15 protein-coding genes are annotated in these 20,272 nt (G+C 67.4%); 10 read left to right on the top strand and 5 right to left on the bottom strand.

Translation table 11 applies throughout. The annotated features are described in order from the left end of the window. Positions 1-40 precede the first annotated feature (40 nt). Positions 41-2,758 carry a methionine synthase gene (gene metH, locus GQ56_RS0120515; RefSeq protein ID WP_031400403.1) on the top strand — a complete coding sequence of 906 codons (2,718 nt, stop codon included), beginning with the start codon at positions 41-43 and terminating at the stop codon, positions 2,756-2,758. 299 nt (positions 2,759-3,057) lie between these two features. Here the strand turns inward: metH and GQ56_RS0120510 are convergent, their stop codons facing one another. Then, positions 3,058-3,381: a DUF1840 domain-containing protein gene (locus GQ56_RS0120510; protein ID WP_011353361.1), complete on the bottom strand. Its 324-nt coding sequence runs from the start codon at positions 3,379-3,381 to the stop codon at positions 3,058-3,060. A 200-nt stretch (positions 3,382-3,581) separates the two neighbouring features. On the opposite strand from GQ56_RS0120510, the gene argS reads away from it, so the two are divergent. The 5 genes from argS to GQ56_RS0120485 all read left to right on the top strand — a co-directional run bounded on the left by argS (position 3,582) and on the right by GQ56_RS0120485 (position 9,824). After that, positions 3,582-5,363: an arginine--tRNA ligase gene (gene argS / locus GQ56_RS0120505; RefSeq protein WP_031400402.1), complete on the top strand. Its 1,782-nt coding sequence runs from the start codon at positions 3,582-3,584 to the stop codon at positions 5,361-5,363. 96 nt (positions 5,364-5,459) lie between these two features. Next, the gene (locus GQ56_RS0120500; RefSeq protein ID WP_031400401.1) at positions 5,460-6,368 is read left to right on the top strand and encodes an SPOR domain-containing protein; all 909 of its coding nucleotides are present in this window, start codon (positions 5,460-5,462) and stop codon (positions 6,366-6,368) included. 69 nt (positions 6,369-6,437) lie between these two features. After that, a complete protein-coding gene (locus tag GQ56_RS0120495; RefSeq protein WP_031400400.1) occupies positions 6,438-7,076 on the top strand; it encodes a thiol:disulfide interchange protein DsbA/DsbL in 639 nt (212 codons plus the stop codon). 19 nt (positions 7,077-7,095) lie between these two features. Next, entirely contained in the window at positions 7,096-7,869 is a 774-nt protein-coding gene (locus GQ56_RS0120490; RefSeq protein WP_031400399.1) for an SDR family oxidoreductase, read from the top strand. Positions 7,870-8,228: 359 nt separating this feature from the next. Further along, the gene (locus GQ56_RS0120485; protein WP_031400398.1) at positions 8,229-9,824 is read left to right on the top strand and encodes an ABC transporter substrate-binding protein; all 1,596 of its coding nucleotides are present in this window, start codon (positions 8,229-8,231) and stop codon (positions 9,822-9,824) included. Between the two features lie 335 nt (positions 9,825-10,159). Here the strand turns inward: GQ56_RS0120485 and GQ56_RS0120480 are convergent, their stop codons facing one another. Then, a complete protein-coding gene (locus GQ56_RS0120480; protein WP_031400397.1) occupies positions 10,160-10,435 on the bottom strand; it encodes a hypothetical protein in 276 nt (91 codons plus the stop codon). Positions 10,436-10,756: 321 nt separating this feature from the next. Between GQ56_RS0120480 and GQ56_RS0120475 the strand changes: the two genes are divergently transcribed. Then, positions 10,757-12,145: a tetratricopeptide repeat protein gene (locus tag GQ56_RS0120475; protein WP_031400396.1), complete on the top strand. Its 1,389-nt coding sequence runs from the start codon at positions 10,757-10,759 to the stop codon at positions 12,143-12,145. Positions 12,146-12,444: 299 nt separating this feature from the next. Next, entirely contained in the window at positions 12,445-14,085 is a 1,641-nt protein-coding gene (locus tag GQ56_RS0120470; protein WP_031400395.1) for an ABC-F family ATP-binding cassette domain-containing protein, read from the top strand. A 7-nt stretch (positions 14,086-14,092) separates the two neighbouring features. Here GQ56_RS0120470 and GQ56_RS0120465 read toward each other — a convergent pair whose 3' ends face one another. The 3 genes from GQ56_RS0120465 to GQ56_RS0120455 form a co-directional block, all read right to left on the bottom strand. Further along, positions 14,093-14,347, bottom strand: coding sequence for a DUF6429 family protein (locus GQ56_RS0120465; protein WP_031400394.1), 255 nt, complete (start codon positions 14,345-14,347; stop codon positions 14,093-14,095). 28 nt (positions 14,348-14,375) lie between these two features. Further along, positions 14,376-16,163, bottom strand: a complete 1,788-nt coding sequence (locus GQ56_RS0120460) for an SWIM zinc finger family protein (RefSeq protein WP_031400393.1) — start codon at positions 16,161-16,163, stop codon at positions 14,376-14,378. 78 nt (positions 16,164-16,241) lie between these two features. Continuing rightward, the gene (locus tag GQ56_RS0120455; protein ID WP_031400392.1) at positions 16,242-17,318 is read right to left on the bottom strand and encodes an MBL fold metallo-hydrolase; all 1,077 of its coding nucleotides are present in this window, start codon (positions 17,316-17,318) and stop codon (positions 16,242-16,244) included. A 304-nt stretch (positions 17,319-17,622) separates the two neighbouring features. Here GQ56_RS0120455 and aceK point away from each other — a divergent pair, with 304 nt between their 5' ends. Both aceK and can read left to right on the top strand, forming a co-directional pair. After that, positions 17,623-19,440 carry a bifunctional isocitrate dehydrogenase kinase/phosphatase gene (gene aceK, locus GQ56_RS0120450; RefSeq protein WP_031400391.1) on the top strand — a complete coding sequence of 606 codons (1,818 nt, stop codon included), beginning with the start codon at positions 17,623-17,625 and terminating at the stop codon, positions 19,438-19,440. A gap of 55 nt (positions 19,441-19,495) precedes the next feature. Then, positions 19,496-20,263: a carbonate dehydratase gene (can, locus tag GQ56_RS0120445; RefSeq protein ID WP_031400390.1), complete on the top strand. Its 768-nt coding sequence runs from the start codon at positions 19,496-19,498 to the stop codon at positions 20,261-20,263. Positions 20,264-20,272: the final 9 nt, after the last annotated feature.

Raw genomic sequence — 20,272 nt, 5'->3', positions numbered from 1 at the left:
CGACCGCCCCACGCTCCCCATCACCAGACTTCGCACCGCCATGACCGATCACACGATGCGCCTTGCCGGCCTCGAGCCGTTCAACGTTACGTCCGGAACGCTCTTCATCAACGTCGGCGAACGCACCAACGTCACCGGCTCGAAGGCGTTCGCGCGGATGATCCTCAACGGCCAGTTCGACGAGGCGCTCGCCGTCGCGCGCCAGCAGGTCGAGAACGGCGCGCAGGTGATCGACATCAACATGGACGAGGCGATGCTCGATTCGCAGGCGGCGATGGTGCGCTTCCTGAACCTGATCGCGTCGGAACCGGACATCGCGCGCGTGCCGATCATGATCGACTCGTCGAAGTGGGACGTGATCGAGGCCGGCCTGAAGTGCGTGCAGGGCAAGGCGATCGTGAACTCGATCTCGCTGAAGGAAGGCGAGGAGGCGTTCCGCCACCACGCGCACCTGATCCGCCGCTACGGCGCGGCGGCCGTCGTGATGGCGTTCGACGAAACCGGCCAGGCCGACACGTACGCGCGCAAGACCGAGATCTGCAAGCGCTCGTACGACTTCCTCGTGAACCAGGTCGGCTTCCCGCCGGAAGACATCATCTTCGACCCGAACATCTTCGCGGTCGCGACCGGCATCGAGGAGCACAACAACTACGCGGTCGACTTCATCGAGGCGACCCGCTGGATCAAGCAGAACCTGCCGTACGCGAAGGTGAGCGGCGGCGTGTCGAACGTGTCGTTCTCGTTCCGCGGCAACGACCCGGTGCGCGAGGCGATCCACACCGTGTTCCTGTACCACGCGATCCAGGCGGGGATGGACATGGGCATCGTCAACGCGGGCCAGCTCGGCGTGTACGCCGATCTCGACGCGGAGCTGCGCGAGCGCGTCGAGGACGTGATCCTGAACCGCCGCGCCGATTCGACCGACCGCCTGCTCGAGATCGCCGACAAGTTCAAGGCGGGCGGCGCGAAGAAGGAAGAAAACCTCGAGTGGCGCAACCAGCCGGTCGAGAAGCGGCTTTCGCACGCGCTCGTGCACGGCATCACGACCTTCATCGTCGAGGATACCGAGGAAGTGCGCGCGAAGATCGACGCGGCCGGCGGCCGCCCGATCAACGTGATCGAAGGCCCGCTGATGGACGGGATGAACATCGTCGGCGACCTGTTCGGCCAGGGCAAGATGTTCCTGCCGCAGGTCGTGAAATCGGCGCGCGTGATGAAGCAGGCAGTCGCCCACCTGATCCCGTTCATCGAGGAAGAAAAGCGCCTGCTCGCGGAAGCGGGCGGCGACGTGCGCGCGAAGGGCAAGATCGTCATCGCGACCGTGAAGGGCGACGTGCACGACATCGGCAAGAACATCGTGTCGGTCGTGCTCCAGTGCAACAACTTCGAAGTCGTCAACATGGGCGTGATGGTCCCGTGCAACGAGATCCTCGCGAAGGCGAAGGTCGAGGGCGCGGACATCATCGGGCTGTCGGGCCTGATCACGCCGAGCCTCGAGGAAATGGCGTACGTCGCATCGGAAATGCAGCGCGACGACTACTTCCGCGTGAAGAAGATCCCGCTGCTGATCGGCGGCGCGACGACGTCGCGCGTGCACACGGCCGTGAAGATCGCGCCGCACTACGAAGGCCCGGTGGTCTACGTGCCGGATGCGTCGCGCTCGGTGTCGGTCGCGTCGAGCCTGCTGTCGGACGAAGGCGCGGCGAAGTATCTCGACGAGCTGAAGTCCGACTACGAACGCATCCGCGACCAGCACGCGAACCGCAAGGCGCAGCCGATGGTCACGCTCGCCGAGGCGCGCGCGAACCGGACGAAGATCGACTGGGCCGGCTACACGCCGGTGAAGCCGAAGTTCATCGGCCGCCGCGTGTTCAGGAACTACGACCTGAGCGAGCTCGCGCACTACATCGACTGGGGCCCGTTCTTCCAGACCTGGGATCTCGCGGGCCCGTACCCGGCGATCCTGAACGACGAAATCGTCGGCGAATCGGCGCGCCGCGTGTTCTCCGACGCGAAGTCGATGCTGTCGCGCCTGATCCAGGGCCGCTGGCTGACCGCGAGCGGCGTGCTCTCGCTGCTGCCGGCGAACACCGTCAACGACGACGACATCGAAATCTACAGCGACGAATCGCGTTCGGAAGTGCTGCTCACGTGGCGCAACCTGCGCCAGCAGAGCGTGCGTCCGGTGGTCGACGGCGTGATGCGGCCGAACCGCTCGCTCGCCGACTTCATCGCGCCGAAGGCGTCGGGCGTCGCCGACTACATCGGGATGTTCGCGGTGACCGCCGGCCTCGGCGTCGACGCGAAGGAAAAGCAGTTCGAGGCCGACCACGACGACTACAGCGCGATCATGCTGAAGGCGCTCGCCGACCGCTTCGCGGAAGCGTTCGCGGAAGCGATGCATGCGCGCGTGCGCCGCGAACTGTGGGGCTACGCGAGCGGCGAGGCGCTCGACAACGACGCGCTGATCGCCGAGAAATACACGGGCATCCGCCCGGCGCCCGGCTACCCGGCCTGCCCCGACCACCTCGTGAAACGCGACATGTTCGACGTGCTGCGCGCGGACGAGATCGGCATGAGCGTGACCGACTCGCTGGCGATGCTGCCGGCCGCGAGCGTATCGGGCTTCTACCTCGCGCATCCGGACAGCACGTACTTCTCGGTCGGAAAAATCGGGCAGGATCAGCTGGAGGACTACGCGCAACGCATGGCGCTGTCGCTCGACGACGCACGCCGCGCACTCGCGCCGCAGCTGTAATCCGGAAGGGGGCGCGGCGCCCGCCGCGTCACGCCGTCACGCGCGCCGGCCGCGGAGCGCGTTGCAAGGCGCGCCGCCGGTCGATCCGGATACCGGACCGATGCACGGCGATCGAGGCCGCGAAAGCGTGCGCTTTCAGGCAAGGAGGCCCGGAAGATTGCGCTGCGCAGGTCGCCGCGCGCCAGCCCGGGCGGCCGCGAGATTCGGGTGCGGAACGCCTGATTTCATCAGACAAAATAAAAAGCCCGCTCGATGCGGGCTTTTTACTGACGAATGCTCGTCCTGCCGGGCAATGACGCTCAGAAGCCCCAGTGCACGTCGGCTTCGCCGGCTTTCGCCTCGCGCAGCATCGTGAGGAACGGTGCGACGCGCTGCGCCAGGCTCGGCGGCACTTCGTGGTGCGCGTGGTCGGCTTCGTCCTCATGGAAATGGCCGGCGTGCTCGGCCCGCTCCTGCTTCGCCTGCGCAACCGCGCCTTCCAGCTTGGCGATCGCGTGGTCCAGTTCGTCGTGCGTAATCACGCCGCGCTCGCCCAGCTGCTTGCCGACGAGACCCAGCACATATACGGCGAAATCCTTCAGCACGTCGAGATCCTGTGCTGCCTTGCTCTTGAACGTAATCATGACAATTCCCTTTTCATCTTGTTGTGCCTGCGCGGCGCGATTGGGGAACGCCGGCAGACCGGCGTCCGGCCTCGCGGACGCGGGCCGCCTGAGCGGCATATTAGCACCTGTTAAAATTCTGCGATCCCTGAAACGCGCGCTCGAAAAGCGCGCCGGCGGGCCGGCGTTTCCGGCCGCCACCAACGAAGCCTTCTACCAGCATGCTGCCAGCACACAAACAGACCCTCGAAGCCCTGCTCGCGGATAGCGTCAAGCAGGTCGCACACGCGCTGAAAGGCGCCGACGCGGCGTTCATCGCCCCCGCCATCACGCTCGAGCGCCCGAAGGTCGCGGCGCACGGCGACGTCGCGTGCAACGTCGCGATGCAGCTCGCCAAGCCGCTCGGCGCGAACCCGCGCCAGCTCGCCGAACAGATCGTCGCCGCGCTCACCGCGCAGCCGGCCGCCCAGGGCCTCGTCGAAGCCGCCGAGATCGCCGGCCCCGGCTTCATCAACCTGCGCCTGTCGGCCGCCGCGAAGCAGGCGGTGATCGCCGCCGTGTTCGCGCAGGGCCGCGCGTTCGGCACGTCGGATCGCGAGAAAGGCAAGCAAGTGTTGCTCGAATTCGTGTCGGCGAACCCGACCGGCCCGCTGCACGTCGGCCACGGCCGCCAGGCCGCGCTCGGCGACGTGCTCGCGAACGTGATCGCGAGCCAGGGCTACGCGGTGCACCGCGAGTTCTACTACAACGACGCCGGCGTGCAGATCGGCAACCTCGCGATCTCGACGCAGGCGCGCGCACGCGGCCTGAAGCCGGGCGACGCGGGCTGGCCGGAAGCCGCGTACAACGGCGAGTACATCGCCGACATCGCGCGCGACTACCTGAACGGCGAAACGGTCGCCGCATCCGACGGCGAGCCGGTCAAAGGCACGGGCGACGTCGAGGATCTCGACGCGATCCGCAAGTTCGCGGTCACCTACCTGCGCCGCGAGCAGGACATGGACCTGCAGGCGTTCGGCGTGAAGTTCGACCAGTACTACCTCGAGTCGTCGCTGTACAGCGAGGGCCGCGTCGAGAAGACGGTCGACGCGCTGATCAAGGCCGGCATGACCTACGAGCAGGACGGCGCGCTGTGGCTGCGCACGACCGACGAAGGCGACGACAAGGATCGCGTGATGCGCAAGTCGGACGGCACGTACACGTACTTCGTGCCGGACGTCGCGTACCACGTGACGAAGTGGGAGCGCGGCTTCACGAAGGTGATCAACATCCAGGGCTCGGACCACCACGGCACGATCGCGCGCGTGCGCGCCGGCCTGCAGGGGCTGCACATCGGGATCCCGAAGGGCTACCCCGACTACGTGCTGCACAAGATGGTCACCGTGATGCGCGACGGCCAGGAAGTGAAGATCTCGAAGCGCGCGGGCAGCTACGTGACGGTGCGCGACCTGATCGAATGGTCGGGCGGCGCGGCGGCAGGCCAGGAAGCGGCCCCCGACCTGATCGACGAAGCGACCATCACGCGCGGCCGCGACGCGGTGCGCTTCTTCCTGATCTCGCGCAAGGCCGATACCGAGTTCGTGTTCGACATCGACCTCGCGCTGAAACAGAACGACGAAAACCCGGTCTACTACGTCCAGTACGCGCATGCGCGGATCTGCTCGGTGCTCAACGAACTGAAATCGCGCTACAGCGTCGAGGTAGCGCAACTGCCGGGGGCCGACCTGTCGCAGCTCACGAGCGCGCAGGCCGCATCGCTGATGCAGAAGCTCGCCGAGTACCCGGACATGCTCACGCACGCGGCGAACGAGCTGGCGCCGCACGCGGTCGCGTTCTACCTGCGCGACCTCGCTGGCGAATTCCACTCGTTCTACAATGCGGAGCGCGTGCTGGTCGACGACGAAGCGCCGCGCAATGCGCGCGCCGCGCTCCTCGCCGCAACCCGGCAGGTGCTCGAAAACGGTCTGGCGGTGCTCGGCGTGTCCGCGCCAGCCAAGATGTAAGCGGCCCGAACCGGGCAGCGAACGGCCGCGACAGCACGCGCCGCAGGAGCGCCTGCCGCGGCACTTTCACGATTCTTTTTGCAGGTGACTCAAGCAATGGCACAACCACGCCGAACTTCGAAGCAATCGAAACAAGCCGGAGGGACATTTCTTGGAATCGTGCTGGGCCTGATCGTCGGCCTCGCGATCGCGGTGGTGGTGGCGCTCTACATCACGCGTTCGCCGTCGCCGTTCGTGTCGAAGGTCGCACCGCCGCCGGCCGACGCCGGCGCCAGCCAGCCGCAGCAGTTCGACCCGAACCGCGCGCTGCAGGGCAAGACGCCCGGCCAGCCGGTGCCGCAGGCCGCGCAGCCCGCGCCGCCGAACACCGCGCCCGGCCAGGCCGCGAACCAGACCCAGGGCGGCCTGCTGCCCGAGCCGCAGATCGTCGAAGTGCCGCCGTCGTCCAGCGGGTCGAGCGGCTCGAACAGCACCGGCAGCTCGAACGGCACCACCGCATCGAACACGCCGTCGTCGGGCAACGGCGTCGCCGTCGCGCCGAAGCCGGCCGATACCACGCCGCCGCCGAAGAAGACGCCGCCGCCCCAGCAGCAGCAGCAGCAAGCCGGCGAGGACGACCTCGGGCGCTTTGCCGCGCAGAAGCAGGCGCAGCAGGCCGCCGCGCAAAAGCAGCAGCAACAGGCGGCGAACGCGGCCAAGCCGACGTCGTCGGCCACGGCCACGGCCGCCGCCGCGGCAGCGAAGCCGCCGGCCGCGAACGACGCGAACACCGGCTACTTCCTGCAGGTCGGCGCATACAAGACGGAAGGCGACGCCGAGCAGCAGCGTGCGCGCCTGGGCTTCCAGGGCTTCGAGTCGAAGGTGTCGAAGCGCGACGTCAGCGGCGTGACCTATTTCCGCGTGCGCGTCGGCCCGTTCTCCAGGTTCGAGGATATGAACTCGGCTCGCCAGCGCCTGTCCGATGCAGGTGTCGACACGGCAGTGATCCGCTTCACGAAGCAATGAGCGGCCGGTCGGGCCTACTCTCAACCCGCGACGTTTCGCAACCCGAGCAACTGATTCGACTTTCACAACATGAAAAAACTGCTTAGCACGCTCCTTCTGTCCCTGGGCCTGGCCGCCGGCCTCGCGCAGGCTTCGCCCGCCGCGCCGGTTTCCGGCAAGGACTTCGAGGTGATGAAGTCGCCGCAGCCGGTGTCCGCGCCGGCCGGCAAGGTCGAGGTGATCGAGTTCTTCTGGTACGGTTGCCCGCACTGCTACGAATTCGAGCCGACGATCGAGGCCTGGGTGAAGAAGCAGGGCAACAACATCGACTTCAAGCGTGTGCCGGTCGCATTCCGTGACGATTTCGTCCCGCACTCGAAGCTGTTCTACGCGGTGTCCGCGCTCGGCATCTCCGAGAAGGTCACGCCGGCCATCTTCAACGCGATCCACAAGCAGAAGAACTACCTGCTGACGCCGGAAGCCCAGGCCGACTTCCTCTTCACGCAGGGCGTCGACAAGAAGAAGTTCCTCGACGCGTACAACTCGTTCAGCGTGCAGGGCGAGGTGAACCAGTCGGCCAAGCTGCTGAAGGACTACGCGATCGACGGCGTGCCGACGGTCGTCGTCCAGGGCAAGTACAAGACGGGTCCCGCTTACACGAACAGCATCCCGGGTACCTCCCAGGTGCTCGACTTCCTCGTGAAGCAGGTTCAGGACAAGAAGCTCTGATCCCCGTCCGCGCGCCGGCATGACTACTCCGCTGAAGGTCTTCATCACCGGCGCATCGAGCGGCCTCGGCCTCGCGATGGCCGAGGAATACGCCCGCCAGGGCGCCACGCTCGCACTCGTCGCGCGCCGCACCGATGCACTCGATGCGTTCGCGCGGCGCTTCCCGAAGCATTCCATCACCGTCTATTCCGCCGACGTGCGCGACGCCAGCGCGCTCGCGACGGCCGCCGCGTCGTTCATCGCGACGCACGGCTGTCCCGACGTCGTGATCGCGAACGCGGGCATCAGCCAGGGCGCCGTCACGGGCCAGGGCGATCTCGCGACTTTTCGCGACGTCATGGACATCAACTACTACGGGATGGTCGCGACGTTCGAGCCGTTCGTCGGCCCGATGACGGCCGCGCGGCACGGCACGCTGGTCGGCGTCGCGAGCGTCGCCGGCGTACGCGGGCTGCCCGGCTCCGGCGCGTACAGCGCGTCGAAATCGGCTGCGATCAAGTACCTCGAATCGCTGCGCGTCGAACTGCGGCCGGCCGGCGTCGGCGTCGTGACGATCGCGCCCGGCTATATCCGCACGCCGATGACCGCGCACAACCCGTACCGGATGCCGTTCCTGATGGACGCCGACCGCTTCGCCGCCCGCGCGTCGCGCGCGATCGCGCGGCAGCACGCGTTCCGCGTGATTCCGTGGCAGATGGGCGTCGTCGCGAAGGTGCTGCACGTGCTGCCGCGCTGGCTCTACGATCGCCTGTTCGAGAAGGCGCCGCGCAAGCCGAAGGCCGGCGCGCACTGACGCAACGCCAACGGCCCGCGCGACCTGCGCCGGGCCGTCCGTCGCCGCTTCGACGCAACCGCGCTCGAAGCGGCGATTTCTCCGTACTTCGCGCGGCAACCGCGCCGCTCCCGTCGCACGCACCGCCCGGCGCACCCGCCCTCCGCACTCTCCGCCGCCGCGACGGCGTCCGCCGCCCCAACATCCATTCCGTCGCGAACGCAGCCGTTTTTCGCTCAAGTTGCCGCGTTCAGGCGCCTTTTTTCACGCGCCGCACGCTTTAACGGTATGCTATTCGCCAGCCGCGCCGGCCCCGCCCGCTTCCGGGCCGCGCCCGCATCCGTCATCAAGCAAAAAGCACACGCCACGTGGGAGATCCTATGCAGGTCAAGCTGTTCGCCGCGGCCGCGCTCGCCGCCGCCCTCGCCACCCCCGGCCTCGCCGCCGCCAAGCCGCTCACCGTCTGCACGGAATCGAGCCCGGACGGCTTCGACGTCGTGCAGTACAACTCGCTCGTCACGACCAACGCATCGGCCGACGTGATCTTCAACACGCTCGTGTCGTACGACGAAGCCACGAAGAAGGTCGTGCCCGCGCTCGCCGACAAATGGGAAGCGAGCGCCGACGGCCTCACGTATACGTTCCACCTGCGCCCGAACGTCGCGTTCCAGACCACCGACACGTTCAAGCCGGGCCGCACGCTCAATGCGGACGACGTCGTGTTCACGTTCTCGCGGATGCTCGACGATTCGAATCCGTGGCACAAGGTGGCCGGCGCGAGCGGCTTCCCGCATGCGCAGTCGATGGGCCTCGTGAAGCTCGTGAAGTCGGTCTCGAAGGTCGACGACAGCACGGTGAAGTTCGTGCTGAACGAGCCGAACGCGACGTTCGTGCCGATCCTGACGATGGGCTTCGCGTCGATCTACTCGGCCGAATACGCGGACCAGTTGCTGAAGGCCGGCAAGCAGGCCGACCTGAACGCGAAGCCGGTCGGCACGGGCCCGTTCGTGCTGAAGAGCTACACGAAGGACGCGCTGATCCGCTACGACGCGAACCCGACGTACTGGGGGGCGAAGCCGAAGGTCGACCGGCTGATCTATGCGATCACGCCCGACCCGTCGGTGCGCCTGCAGAAAGTGAAGGCCGGCGAATGCCAGATCGCGCTGTCGCCGAAGCCGCAGGACGTGCTCGCCGCGAAGGGTGAAAGCGCGCTGAAGGTCGTGCAGACGCCCGCGTTCATGACCGCGTTCGTCGCGCTGAACACGCAGAAGAAGCCGCTCGACAACGACAAGGTGCGCGAGGCGCTGAACCTCGCGTTCGATCGCGCGACCTACCTGAAGGTCGTGTTCGACAACACCGCGACGGCCGCGAACAACCCGTACCCGCCGAACACGTGGAGCTACGCGAAGGACGTGGCGCCGTATGCGTACGATCCCGCGAAGGCCAAGCAACTGCTCGCGCAGGCCGGCTTCCCCAACGGCTTCTCGACGACGATCTGGACGCGCCCGACCGGCAGCGTGCTGAACCCGAACCCGAAGGTGGGCGCGGAGCTGCTGCAGGCCGACCTCGCGAAGGTCGGCGTGAAGGCCGAGGTCAAGGTGATCGAATGGGGCGAGCTGATCAAGCAGGCGAAGCTCGGCCAGCATGACATCCTGTTCATGGGCTGGGCCGGCGACAACGGCGATCCGGACAACTATCTGTCGCCGCTGTTCAGCTGCAACGCGGTGAAGTCGGGCATCAACTTCGCGCGCTTCTGCGACGCGCAGCTCGACAAGCTGATCGCCGACGGCAAGTCGACCGCCGACCAGGGCAAGCGCGCGAAGCTGTACGAAGCGGCGCAGAAGATCATCCACGACCAGGCGCTGTGGATCCCGCTCGGCTACCCGACCGCCGCCGCGCTCACGCGCACGAACGTGAGCGGCTATCACGTGAGTCCGTTCGGACGGCAGAACTTTACGACGGTGGCCGTGCAGTAATCCGGCGCGATCGCTTCATGCGGCAATCGGGCCCGGCGCATCGTGCGCCGGGCTTTTTTTTGGCGCAAAGGCCCGGATCGCGACGCTCGAACGGGGCGAACCGGCCGGGCGTGCGAAGTCCGGCCCGGCACGACGGGCCGATCGCGCGCCGGGCCGGCGACCACGGCGACCCGGACCTCGGCGGTCGCCGCTGCCCCGCTCGCCACCCGATGAAGCCGGGCGGCAACTGCAAGGCGGTCGCCGTGCGGCCACGCGTACGCCGCGAGCGCGCCCGACGTCGCCTGCGTCAGGCATCACACGGGCGCCGCGGTGTCACCCGCGGCGCCCGTGACGCGTTACGCGCTGGTGTCGAGCAGGCTGCCGAGCGCGGCGCCGTCGAGCGAGTAGGTCGACGGCGTACCGTTCGCGGCGTTCGTGCTGCTGGTCGACGACGTCGTGCTGTCGGTCGAGCTCGACGACGCGGACGCGGAACCGGCCCCATGATGATGGCCGTGTGCGTGCCTCGTCCGCTCCGGGGACGAAGTGGGCGTGCTGTTGCCGGTGGGCTGGGCGGTATTGCCCTGCAGGGCCGGAGTCGTGACGGCACCGGTCGAGATGCTGGAAATGGACATGGTTTTCCTCTGGGTTGAGTGAACGGACGCCCGCTGCGATGCGTTGCGTGCGAGCGCCTTCGCAGCGTGCCGCACGCGCGCCGGGTTCAATCGGTCGATTAACGGCGAAAACGATGCTGTCGGGCGATATCGCGTTACGTCGCATTACGTCGACCGCATACCGTAATCGCCGGTAAATTTCCGGATTGAGGGGGCGATCGGAACGGATCGTCGCACTGCTATCTTTCGGGCGTTCGTTCCATCCGGCCGGGATCTCCCCGACCTCCGCCCAACAGCACCGTACGCGCCGCGTCATCCGGCCGCGCGCGGCGTGCCGCCGCCATGTCCATCGATCACGCCCTTTCACTCGCATCCTCATGCCGGCAGGCCGGCCACCTCGACCTGGCCCAACGCCACTACCGCGACGCGCTCGCGCTCGAGCCCGGCTGCTGGGATGCGTGTTTCGGGCTCGCGCAAGTGCTGATCCGGCAGGACCGCTTCGACGAGGCCATCGGCTGGCTGACGCCGCTGCTGGAACGCCCCGGCGACCACGCCGCGGTCAGTCGCCAGCTCGGGCTCGCCGAGACCTGCGCGGGCCGCCACGCACGCGGGCTCGCCCATTTCCAGCGCGCGCTCGAACACGATCCCGACGACGCCGCGCTCGCGCATACCGTCGCGAATCTCCAGCAGGCGCTGGGGCTCGCTCACGAAGCGGACGCGAGCTTCCGCCGCGCATTGAGACTGAAGCCGTTGGTCACCATCCCGGCCGCCGTCGAGCCGGCGGCGTTCCGCGCGCTGTTCGTGTTCGCGCCGGGCGCCGGCAATACACCGTTCGAATTCCTGATCGAACGGGCGCACTTCGAAAGCAACATCATCACGCTGCTGCCCGACATGGCGTACGACGTCGACCGGCTGCGCATCCATGCGGACGTGGTCGTCAACCTGGTGTCCGACGTCGATCGCGGCCGGGCGCTGCTCGCGCCGGCGCAGGCGCTCGTCGCGGGCGTCGGCCGCCCCGTCGTGAATGCGCCCGCCGTGATCGCGCAGACGAGCCGCGATGCAGTGGCGCGGCAACTGGCGCAGATGCCGGGCTGCCATGTGCCGCAAACGTCGCTGCACGACAAAGCCGGGCTGCACGCGATGCTGTCGGGCACGTCGCCGGCGACGCTGCCGTTTCCGCTGCTGGCGAGGCCGGCCGGCACGCACGGCGGCGACGATTTCGAACGGATGGAGCACGCGGCACAACTGCTGGCATTCGTCGACCGGTTCGACGCGGAACATTTCTACCTGACGCCGTACGCCGATTATCAATCCGCCGACGGCTACTTCCGCAAGTACCGTTTCGTCTATGTCGACGACGAGATCCTGCCGTATCACCTCGCGATCGGCAGCCAGTGGAAGGTCCACCACGCGACGACCGACATGGCGCACCACGCGTGGATGCAGGACGAGGAGCGCGCGTTCCTCGACGATCCGTGGCAGGTGTTCGGCACCGCGCAGCGCGACGGCTTGCAGGCGATCCGCGACGCGATCGGGCTGGATTATTTCGGCATCGACTGCGGGCTCGACCGCGACGGTGCGGTCGTCGTGTTCGAGGTCAATGCGAGCATGCTGGTACACGGCAACAACGCGAGCTTCCCGTACAAGACGGCCGCCGTCGAGCGCATCCGGCAGGCGTTCCATGCGCTGCTCGCGCGGCGGGCCGCGGCGGCGCCTCGCGACGCGAGCTGACTCCGCCCGCCCCGGGCCATGCTCACGCGCCCGCGCGTGAGCGGCCGTCGCACGAGCGCGTCCCCGCCGTGCAACGTCGCGGCGCATCACCGGACAGTCGCACACCTGTCGCGCGTGGCGTGCAGGCGACGACGCGTCGGGCCGCCGCTTGCATGGCGCGCGCCGCGCTTGCTACACTGCGCGCTCATTCCTCATACCGGACGTCAGCCGAAGTGAACAACTAAGCCTTCCCGAAATGTTTTCGCCGCCGTGCCACGCACACCGCGCGCGAAGGTCTTCACGCATTTTCGGAGGTGCTTATGGCTGCAGCCACGCCCACCGGCGCGCTCGTCGCGCTTCATCACGTTTCCTTCCGCTTCGACGACGGCATCACGCTGTTCGATTCGCTCGACCTGTCGATCGACCGCACGCCGACGGGCATCGTCGGCCGCAACGGCATCGGCAAAAGCCTGCTCGCGCAACTGGTCGCGGGCCGCCGCGCACCGAGCGCGGGGACGATCGACCGGCATGCGCCGGCCGTCTACGTCGCGCAGCAGCACGGCGACACGTCGGCCGAATCGCGAACCGTCGCGCAGGTCGCCGCGCTCGACGCGCCGCTCGGCGCGCTGGCGCGTCTCGCCGACGGCTGCGCGGAACCGCACGACTTCGATCTGATCGGCGATCGCTGGGATCTCGCCGAACGGCTGCGCACCGCGCTCGACACGGCCGGCCTGCACGACGTGCACGCCGCCACGCCCGCGCAGGCGCTGAGCGGCGGGCAACTCGCGCGCGTCGCACTGATCGGCGCGCTGCTGTCCGGCGCCGGCCTGCTGGTGCTCGACGAACCAACCAACCATCTCGACGCGCCGGGCCGTGCATGGCTGCGCACGGCGCTCGACGGCTGGCGCGGCGGCCTCGTCGTCGTGAGCCACGACCGCGCGCTGCTCGCCGGCGTGCAGCGCATCGTCGAGCTGACGCCGCACGGCGCGCGCTCGTATGGCGGCAACTACGCGCACTATCGCGCGCTGCGCGACGCGGAGCAGGAGGCCGCGCAAGCGGCGCTCGAACACGCACGCACCGAACGCGGACGCGTGAGACGCAGGCTCGAACAGGAGCACGACACGATCCAGCGCCACGCGGCCGCGTCGCTGCGCGAAGCGAAGACGGCCAACCTTTCGTCGGGGGCGAAACAGAGCCGCAAGGGCGCGGCCCGCAACATCATGGGGCAGGTGCGACGCCATCAGAACGAATTCAAGGCGACGCTCGACGAGCGCGTGCACGACGCGGCCGCGCGCGTCGAAGCCGACGCGCCGGTGCTCGTGTCGCTGCCGGGCACCGAGGTCAGCGCGCGTCGCCAGCTGTTCACGCTCGAACGCGCGCAACTGCCGTGGCGCGTCGCCGGCGCGGCCGAGGCGATCACCTGGTCGGCGAGCGGCGCCGTGCGCATCGCGCTGACCGGCCCGAACGGCTGCGGCAAATCGACGTTGCTGCGCATGCTCGCGGGCGAACTCGCGCCGCGCTCGGGCACCTGCACGACGCACGTGAGCGCCGCCTATCTCGACCAGCGGCTCGCCCTGCTCGATCCCGAACGCTCGATCGTCGAGCAACTGGGGCTGCTCGACACGCCGCTCGCCGAAGGCGACCTGCGCAGCCGCCTCGCATTGCTGCAGCTCGACGCGGCGCGTGCGACCCAGCCCGCACGGCAACTGAGCGGCGGCGAACGCCTGAAGGCCGCGCTCGCATGCGCGCTGTGGCGCGGCACGCCCGCGCAACTGCTGCTGCTCGACGAGCCGACCAATCACCTCGATCTCGAATCGGTGCGCGCGATCGAAGCCGCGCTCGCCGGCTTTCCCGGCGCGATCGTGGTCGCGTCGCACGACACCGCGTTTCTCGCGGCGCTCGACCCGACCCACACGATGCAGTGGCATCGCGACGGGTGGCGTTACGAACCCGTCGCGTGACTGAAAATCATCGCGGGTCGCCTGCTGGCGTGGCACCGGAATCGACGAACAATTGCATGAAAAGTCGCTCGGACTCCCGCAAGCCCTCATCGGTCAGCACGACAGATTTCGTCTTGTTGACAGGATCGCCAATCAGGCCACGTTCATGCAACCGATTCAGTACGTTCCAATCGAGGGATTTCCATGCGCGATTGCCGTCATGCAAGGTCAGATAAAGGAGCGCAAGAACGGCGTCATCGATGGCGCCGAGATCTATATTCATCGCCATTTTCTCCGGCCCGGTCACCCTGTCACGCGCCAAGCGTCACGAGCAGCTTGATGAAGTTGCGCTTCGCTCGGTAGGTCTTGCGGATCTCTTCAAGTTCCCCGTCGAATGCCGCGTGCTGCCGATGCGCGACCCGCAACGCACGAATCTTGCGTACGGTGTCGAACGCCTCGTCATACCGCGCACTGCCCGAGCCATGGTCGACCGCGAGCGGCAGGTACCGGTGCAGCAGTGCGATTGCCTGTTCCGGATGCGTCTTCGCACGCGCTGCCGCCAGCGTCAGCCAGACGTCGGCCTCGACAGGTCCGCCCAGAAACGCATCCCACGCGGCGTCGTGGTTCTGCTCGGCAAGCAGCAGCTTCACCAGTTCGGTACGCGGCGACGGTTCCCAGCGCCGTACGGCCGGAGTCGCCCGCCCCGGCGTTTCCCGCGTCCGGGCGAGCGACAGCAGATGAGAAATCGCCCGCTCCCGCACGGCGTCGCATCGCTTCGCCGCCTTCGCAACCTTCATCAGCGCCCTGAATGCGTCTGCGGTTGGATGGTACGCAAAGCGTTGCCACGCGAGTTCGTCCGCCCGATCGAACGCGCGCCGACGCACATGATCGTCGATACAAAAGCCCAGCAGACGATCGTCGGGCCGGTCCTTCATTTCGCGCATCCCGCGTTCGGCCCACGCCAATCCTTCGTCGAAACGGCCATGTTCCGCGCACAATTCCGCGATTTGCGCGAATCGGCCGGATGCCGACAGATCCTTCGACCAGATGCGAATCAGCGCGTCGACGTCACCGTCGCGCCTCGCCAGCGACTCCATCGCATGCTCGAGATTCAAGCGCACCGAATCGTACGAGCGCCGATCGTCCCGCCCGGCCGGCAGCGAGGGCAGCGTGGTCCATTGACGCTCGACCAGTTCCCGATAGTGGCTCAATCCCGCCTCGCCCAGCGGTTCGGCATAGGCCGGCAGCACGGCGCGGAACGTATCCCACTGCCCACCGATCTGCAGGCGAAACAGGCGTTCGGCCAGTTTCACCGGATCCGGCCGAGTGCTGATGCACGCGTCGAGGTGCACGCCGGCCAGTTCGCCGATTCCGGGCGCCACACTGCCGTCCGAGTCGTCGATCTGTTCGAGGCTCGCTTCAGCGTCGGCAATCGCCAGTTCCGCCAGTTCGACCACCTGCGCGGCATGAACGCCCGCCAACTGCCGCCGCAGCATGGCGGCCACTTCGAACAGCGCCTCTCCGTACGTGTGCGCTTCATCCCAGCCGAGCGGCCGCGACACACGCGTCAATTGCCGGACGGCGGCGCGCAGACTTGCCGCATCGCCGGCATTCGCGGCACGTGCATCGAACAGCAGCCTGTCGCGCAATGTTCGATCGCGCTCGGCCGCGTCGAGCAGCCAGCTCCGCAACGCATCCTCGTCGAGCGTAGTCAGATAATCGCGAATCAGTTCCGCATGGGTCTTGCGCTTGCGTCGCGAACGCGCGGGTTGTTCGAGCGCCTCATCGTGGAAGACCTCTTCGCCGCTGTTTTCAAGCCACGACAATGCGACCGCAACCGCGTGCTTGCAGAACACCCCTTCGTCGCCTACCGGGCAATTGCACGCGTAGTCCAGCCCGCCGTCACTGCTCACCGCGAACTCGACGTGATAGCGATACGTACCACGCACGGTCGCCGACAGCACGCCGCCGCGCTCGGTCAGCCGCGAGACGGCGCCGTCGTGGAAATAGGCCTTGCCGCGCACGAAGGATTGCGGGTCGGCCAGCGCGCGGATTTGCGCGAGCGTGATGACATCGGCGAGGGAAAGATTACCTGCCATGGGTTGCGACATCGATGCGGTTCGAGACCCGAATTATACGAAGGAAGGCGCGACGCGAATCGAGGCAGGCTCGCCCGCTCAACGCCCCACGAAACGGATCACGCCATCCGCGTCTTCGCTACGCTTCAGTTCGCCCGCGAGCCACAGCAGGTTCAGGTGCGCGAGCGCCTCGCCCAGCGCGAACGTCATCTGGTGGATGTCCAGCTCGCGGCGGCGGAACATGATCGGCACGATGTCGGCCGCGCTCGTCGGCCGTTCCGCGCATGCGACACGCACTTCGGCCAGGCGCGCGTCGTGGTGCTCGCGCAGTTGCGCGATGCGCGTGCGCACGCCGCGGAACGGCTTGCCGTGCGACGGCAGCACGAGCGTATCGGGCGCCATCGTCTCGTAGCGGCCGAGCGACTGCAGGTACAGCGCGAGCGGGTTCGCTTCCGGCTCGAGATCGAATACGGACACGTTCGTCGAGATGCGCGGCAGCACCATGTCGCCGGAGATCAGCACGCCGTCCGCCTCGCTGTGCAGCGCGCAATGTTCAGGCGAATGACCGAAGCCGGTGACGACGCGCCACGTGCGCGCGCCGATCGTCACCGCGTCGCCCTCGCGCAGGCGCCGGTAGCGCGGCGGCACGGCCGGCACGAGGTCCGAGTAGTAGTGGCGGCGGTTGCGCAGCTTGTCGAGCGCGGCCGGATCGGTCAGCCCGTGGCGCGCGAAGTGATCGGCGGCGGCCGCGCCGCCCGCGTTCGAGCCGTTGCCGGCCGCCATCAGGCAGCCGAACATGTACTCGCCGAGCGTCATCCACAGGCGCACGTTCCAGCGGCCCTTGTCGCCGCCTTCGCACAGCCAGTTCGCCAGCCCGAAGTGATCGGGATGGCAGTGCGTGACGAGCACGCGCAGCACGGGCAGGCCGTCGAGATGCGCGTCGAAGATCCGCTCCCAGTGCGCGCGGATCGCCTCCGACGCGATCCCGCAATCGACGATCGTCCAGCCGGCCTGCCCGTCGATCTCGTCGCGCAGCAGCCAGAGGTTGATGTGGTCGAGCGAGAACGGCAGCGGCATGCGCAACCAGCGCACGCCGGGCGCGACCTCGAACGTGTCGCCCGCGGCGGGCAGCGTGTCGGCGAAGGGATAGTCGAGTTGGTGTTCCAGTGCGTTCATCGGTGGGGCGTCTCGTCGTTATCTGTGCGAATGCGCGCCGGCGGCAGGCCGCGGCGGGCGTTGCGTCGATTCTATCGCCGTCGTGCGCAACGCGTGTCCGCCGGCCGCCGGCCCGTCAAAAAAAGTTCGTGCCAGAATCGGTTCCGTACCCGTATCTTTACGCGAAGATGCGCCGAACGGCCCCCAACGGCGGATAAACCGCCGCTTGCCGGCCGGCCCCGCATTGCCGCATAGTCGTTGAACCGCCCGCTTGGGCGCTAAAATGGCGAGTGCTTACAGCCCCTCCCGAACGAGCCTGCACGCGATGAATCACTTCCCCAAACTGCTGTCCTCGCAGATCGGTTTCGACGTCGCACAGACGATCCTCGAAAACTTCGATCGCCACTACCGGATCTTCCGCGAGGCGGCCGTCGAGGCGAAGACGCTGTACGAACGCGGCGACTGGCACGGGCTGCAGCGGCTCGCGCGCGAACGGATCACGTCGTACGACGATCGCGTGGCGGAATGCGTCGAGGTGCTGGAGGACGAATACGACGCGGAGAACATCGACGACGAGGTCTGGCAGCAGATCAAGCTGCACTTCATCGGCCTGCTCACGTCGCACCGCCAGCCCGAGTGCGCGGAGACCTTCTTCAATTCGGTGTGCTGCAAGATCCTGCACCGCTCGTATTTCAGCAACGATTTCATCTTCGTGCGCCCGGCGATCTCGACCGAGTATCTGGAGAACGACGAGCCGGCCGCGAAGCCGACCTACCGCGCGTACTATCCGGCCACCGACGGGCTCGCGGCCACGCTCGAGCGCATCGTCACGAACTTCCAGCTCGAGCCGGCGTTCGACGATCTCACGCGCGACATCGGGTGCGTGATGCAGGCGATCCACGACGAATTCGGCCGCTTCGAGGAAGCGCCGAATTTCCAGATCCACGTGCTGTCGTCGCTGTTCTTCCGCAACAAGAGCGCGTACATCGTCGGCCGCATCATCAATGCCGACCACGTGCTGCCGTTCGCGGTGCCGATCCGCCACGTGCGCCCCGGCGTGCTCGCGCTCGACACCGTGCTGCTGCGCCGCGACCAGCTGCAGATCATCTTCGGCTTCTCCCACTCGTACTTCCTCGTCGACATGGGCGTGCCGTCCGCGTACGTCGACTTCCTGTGCACGATCATGCCCGGCAAGCCGAAGGCGGAAATCTACACGTCGGTCGGGCTGCAGAAGCAGGGCAAGAACCTGTTCTACCGCGACCTGCTGCACCACCTGTCGCATTCGAGCGACCGCTTCATCATCGCGCCCGGGATCAAGGGCCTCGTGATGCTCGTGTTCACGCTGCCGTCGTTCCCGTACGTGTTCAAGATCATCAAGGACCACTTCCCGCCGCCGAAGGAAACGACCCGCGCGCAGATCATGGAGAAGTACCAGCTCGTGAAGCGCCACGACCGTCTCGGGCGGATGGCCGACACGCTCGAGTATTCGAGCGTCGCGCTGCCGCTCGCGCGGCTCGACCACGCGCTCGTGCGCGAACTGGAAAAGGAAGTCCCGTCGCTGCTCGAGTACGAGGACGGCAACCTCGTGATCCGCCACCTGTACATCGAGCGCCGCATGACGCCGCTCAACCTGTACCTGCAGAACGGCTCGGAGGCCGACATCGAGCACGGCGTGAAGGAATACGGCAACGCGGTGAAGGAGCTGATGAAGGCGAACATCTTCCCCGGCGACATGCTGTACAAGAACTTCGGCGTCACGCGCCACGGCCGCGTCGTGTTCTACGACTACGACGAGATCGAGTACCTGACCGACTGCAACGTGCGCCGCGTGCCGCCGCCGCGCAACGAGGAGGACGAGCTGTCCGGCGAACCGTGGTATACCGTCGGCCCGCACGACATCTTCCCGGAAACCTACGGGCCGTTCCTGCTCGGCGACCCGCGGGTGCGCGACGTCTTCATGAGGCATCACGCGGACTTTTTCGATCCCGCGCTGTGGCAGGCGAGCAAGGACAAGCTGATGCAGGGCGAACTGCCCGATTTTTACCCGTACGACACCGCGCTGCGCTTTTGCGCGCGCTACCCCGCGCGCTTCGGCGCGACGGACCAGAACGACGGCGCAGGCGACGCGCAGCGCGCCGCCTGAGCCCGGTTACCCCGAATCGACAGCGAACCGATTTCCGCCAACGGAATCCACACCGATGAACACCCAAGACAATCCGCTTTCACACCTGTTCGACAACAACGACGCCTGGGTCAAACGCAAGCTCGAGGACGACCCGCAATTCTTCGCGCGTCTCGCCGACCAGCAGGCGCCGGAGTATCTGTGGATCGGCTGCTCGGATTCGCGCGTGCCCGCGAACCAGATCATCGGCCTGCCGCCGGGCGAGGTGTTCGTCCACCGCAACATCGCGAACGTGGTCGTGCACAGCGACCTGAACTGCCTGTCCGTGATCCAGTTCGCGGTCGACATCCTGCGCGTGAAGCACATCATGGTCGTCGGCCACTACGGCTGCTCGGGCGTGAACGCGGCGCTGCTCAACCGGCGCGTCGGCCTCGCGGACAACTGGCTGCATCACGTGCAGGACGTGCGTGAACGCCACGCGGCACTGCTCGACGAATGGCCGGTGGGCGAGGCGCGCTACCGCCGCCTGATCGAGCTGAACGCGATCGAGCAAGTAGTCAACGTGTGTCGCACGACGATCGTCAACGACGCGTGGGCGCGCGGCCAGTCGCTCACCGTGCACGGGCTCGTGTACGGCGTGCACGACGGCCGGATGCGCAACCTCGGGATGGCCGTGTCGAACTTCGAAGCGCTCGACGCCACCTACAAGCGCTGCGTCGCCGCGCTCACCACGGGCGGCCAGCATGCGCCGGACAACGACATGGTCGCGGCGGACGCCGCGCGGCTCGAAGGCGTCGCGCAATCCGTCGTCGACACGCTGAAACCCTGCGACGACGCGCAGTAACGCCGCGGC

It is taken from the genome of Burkholderia paludis, assembly GCF_000732615.1.
Taxonomy (GTDB): domain Bacteria; phylum Pseudomonadota; class Gammaproteobacteria; order Burkholderiales; family Burkholderiaceae; genus Burkholderia; species Burkholderia paludis.
This window is presented reverse-complemented; position numbering and strand designations above follow the sequence as displayed.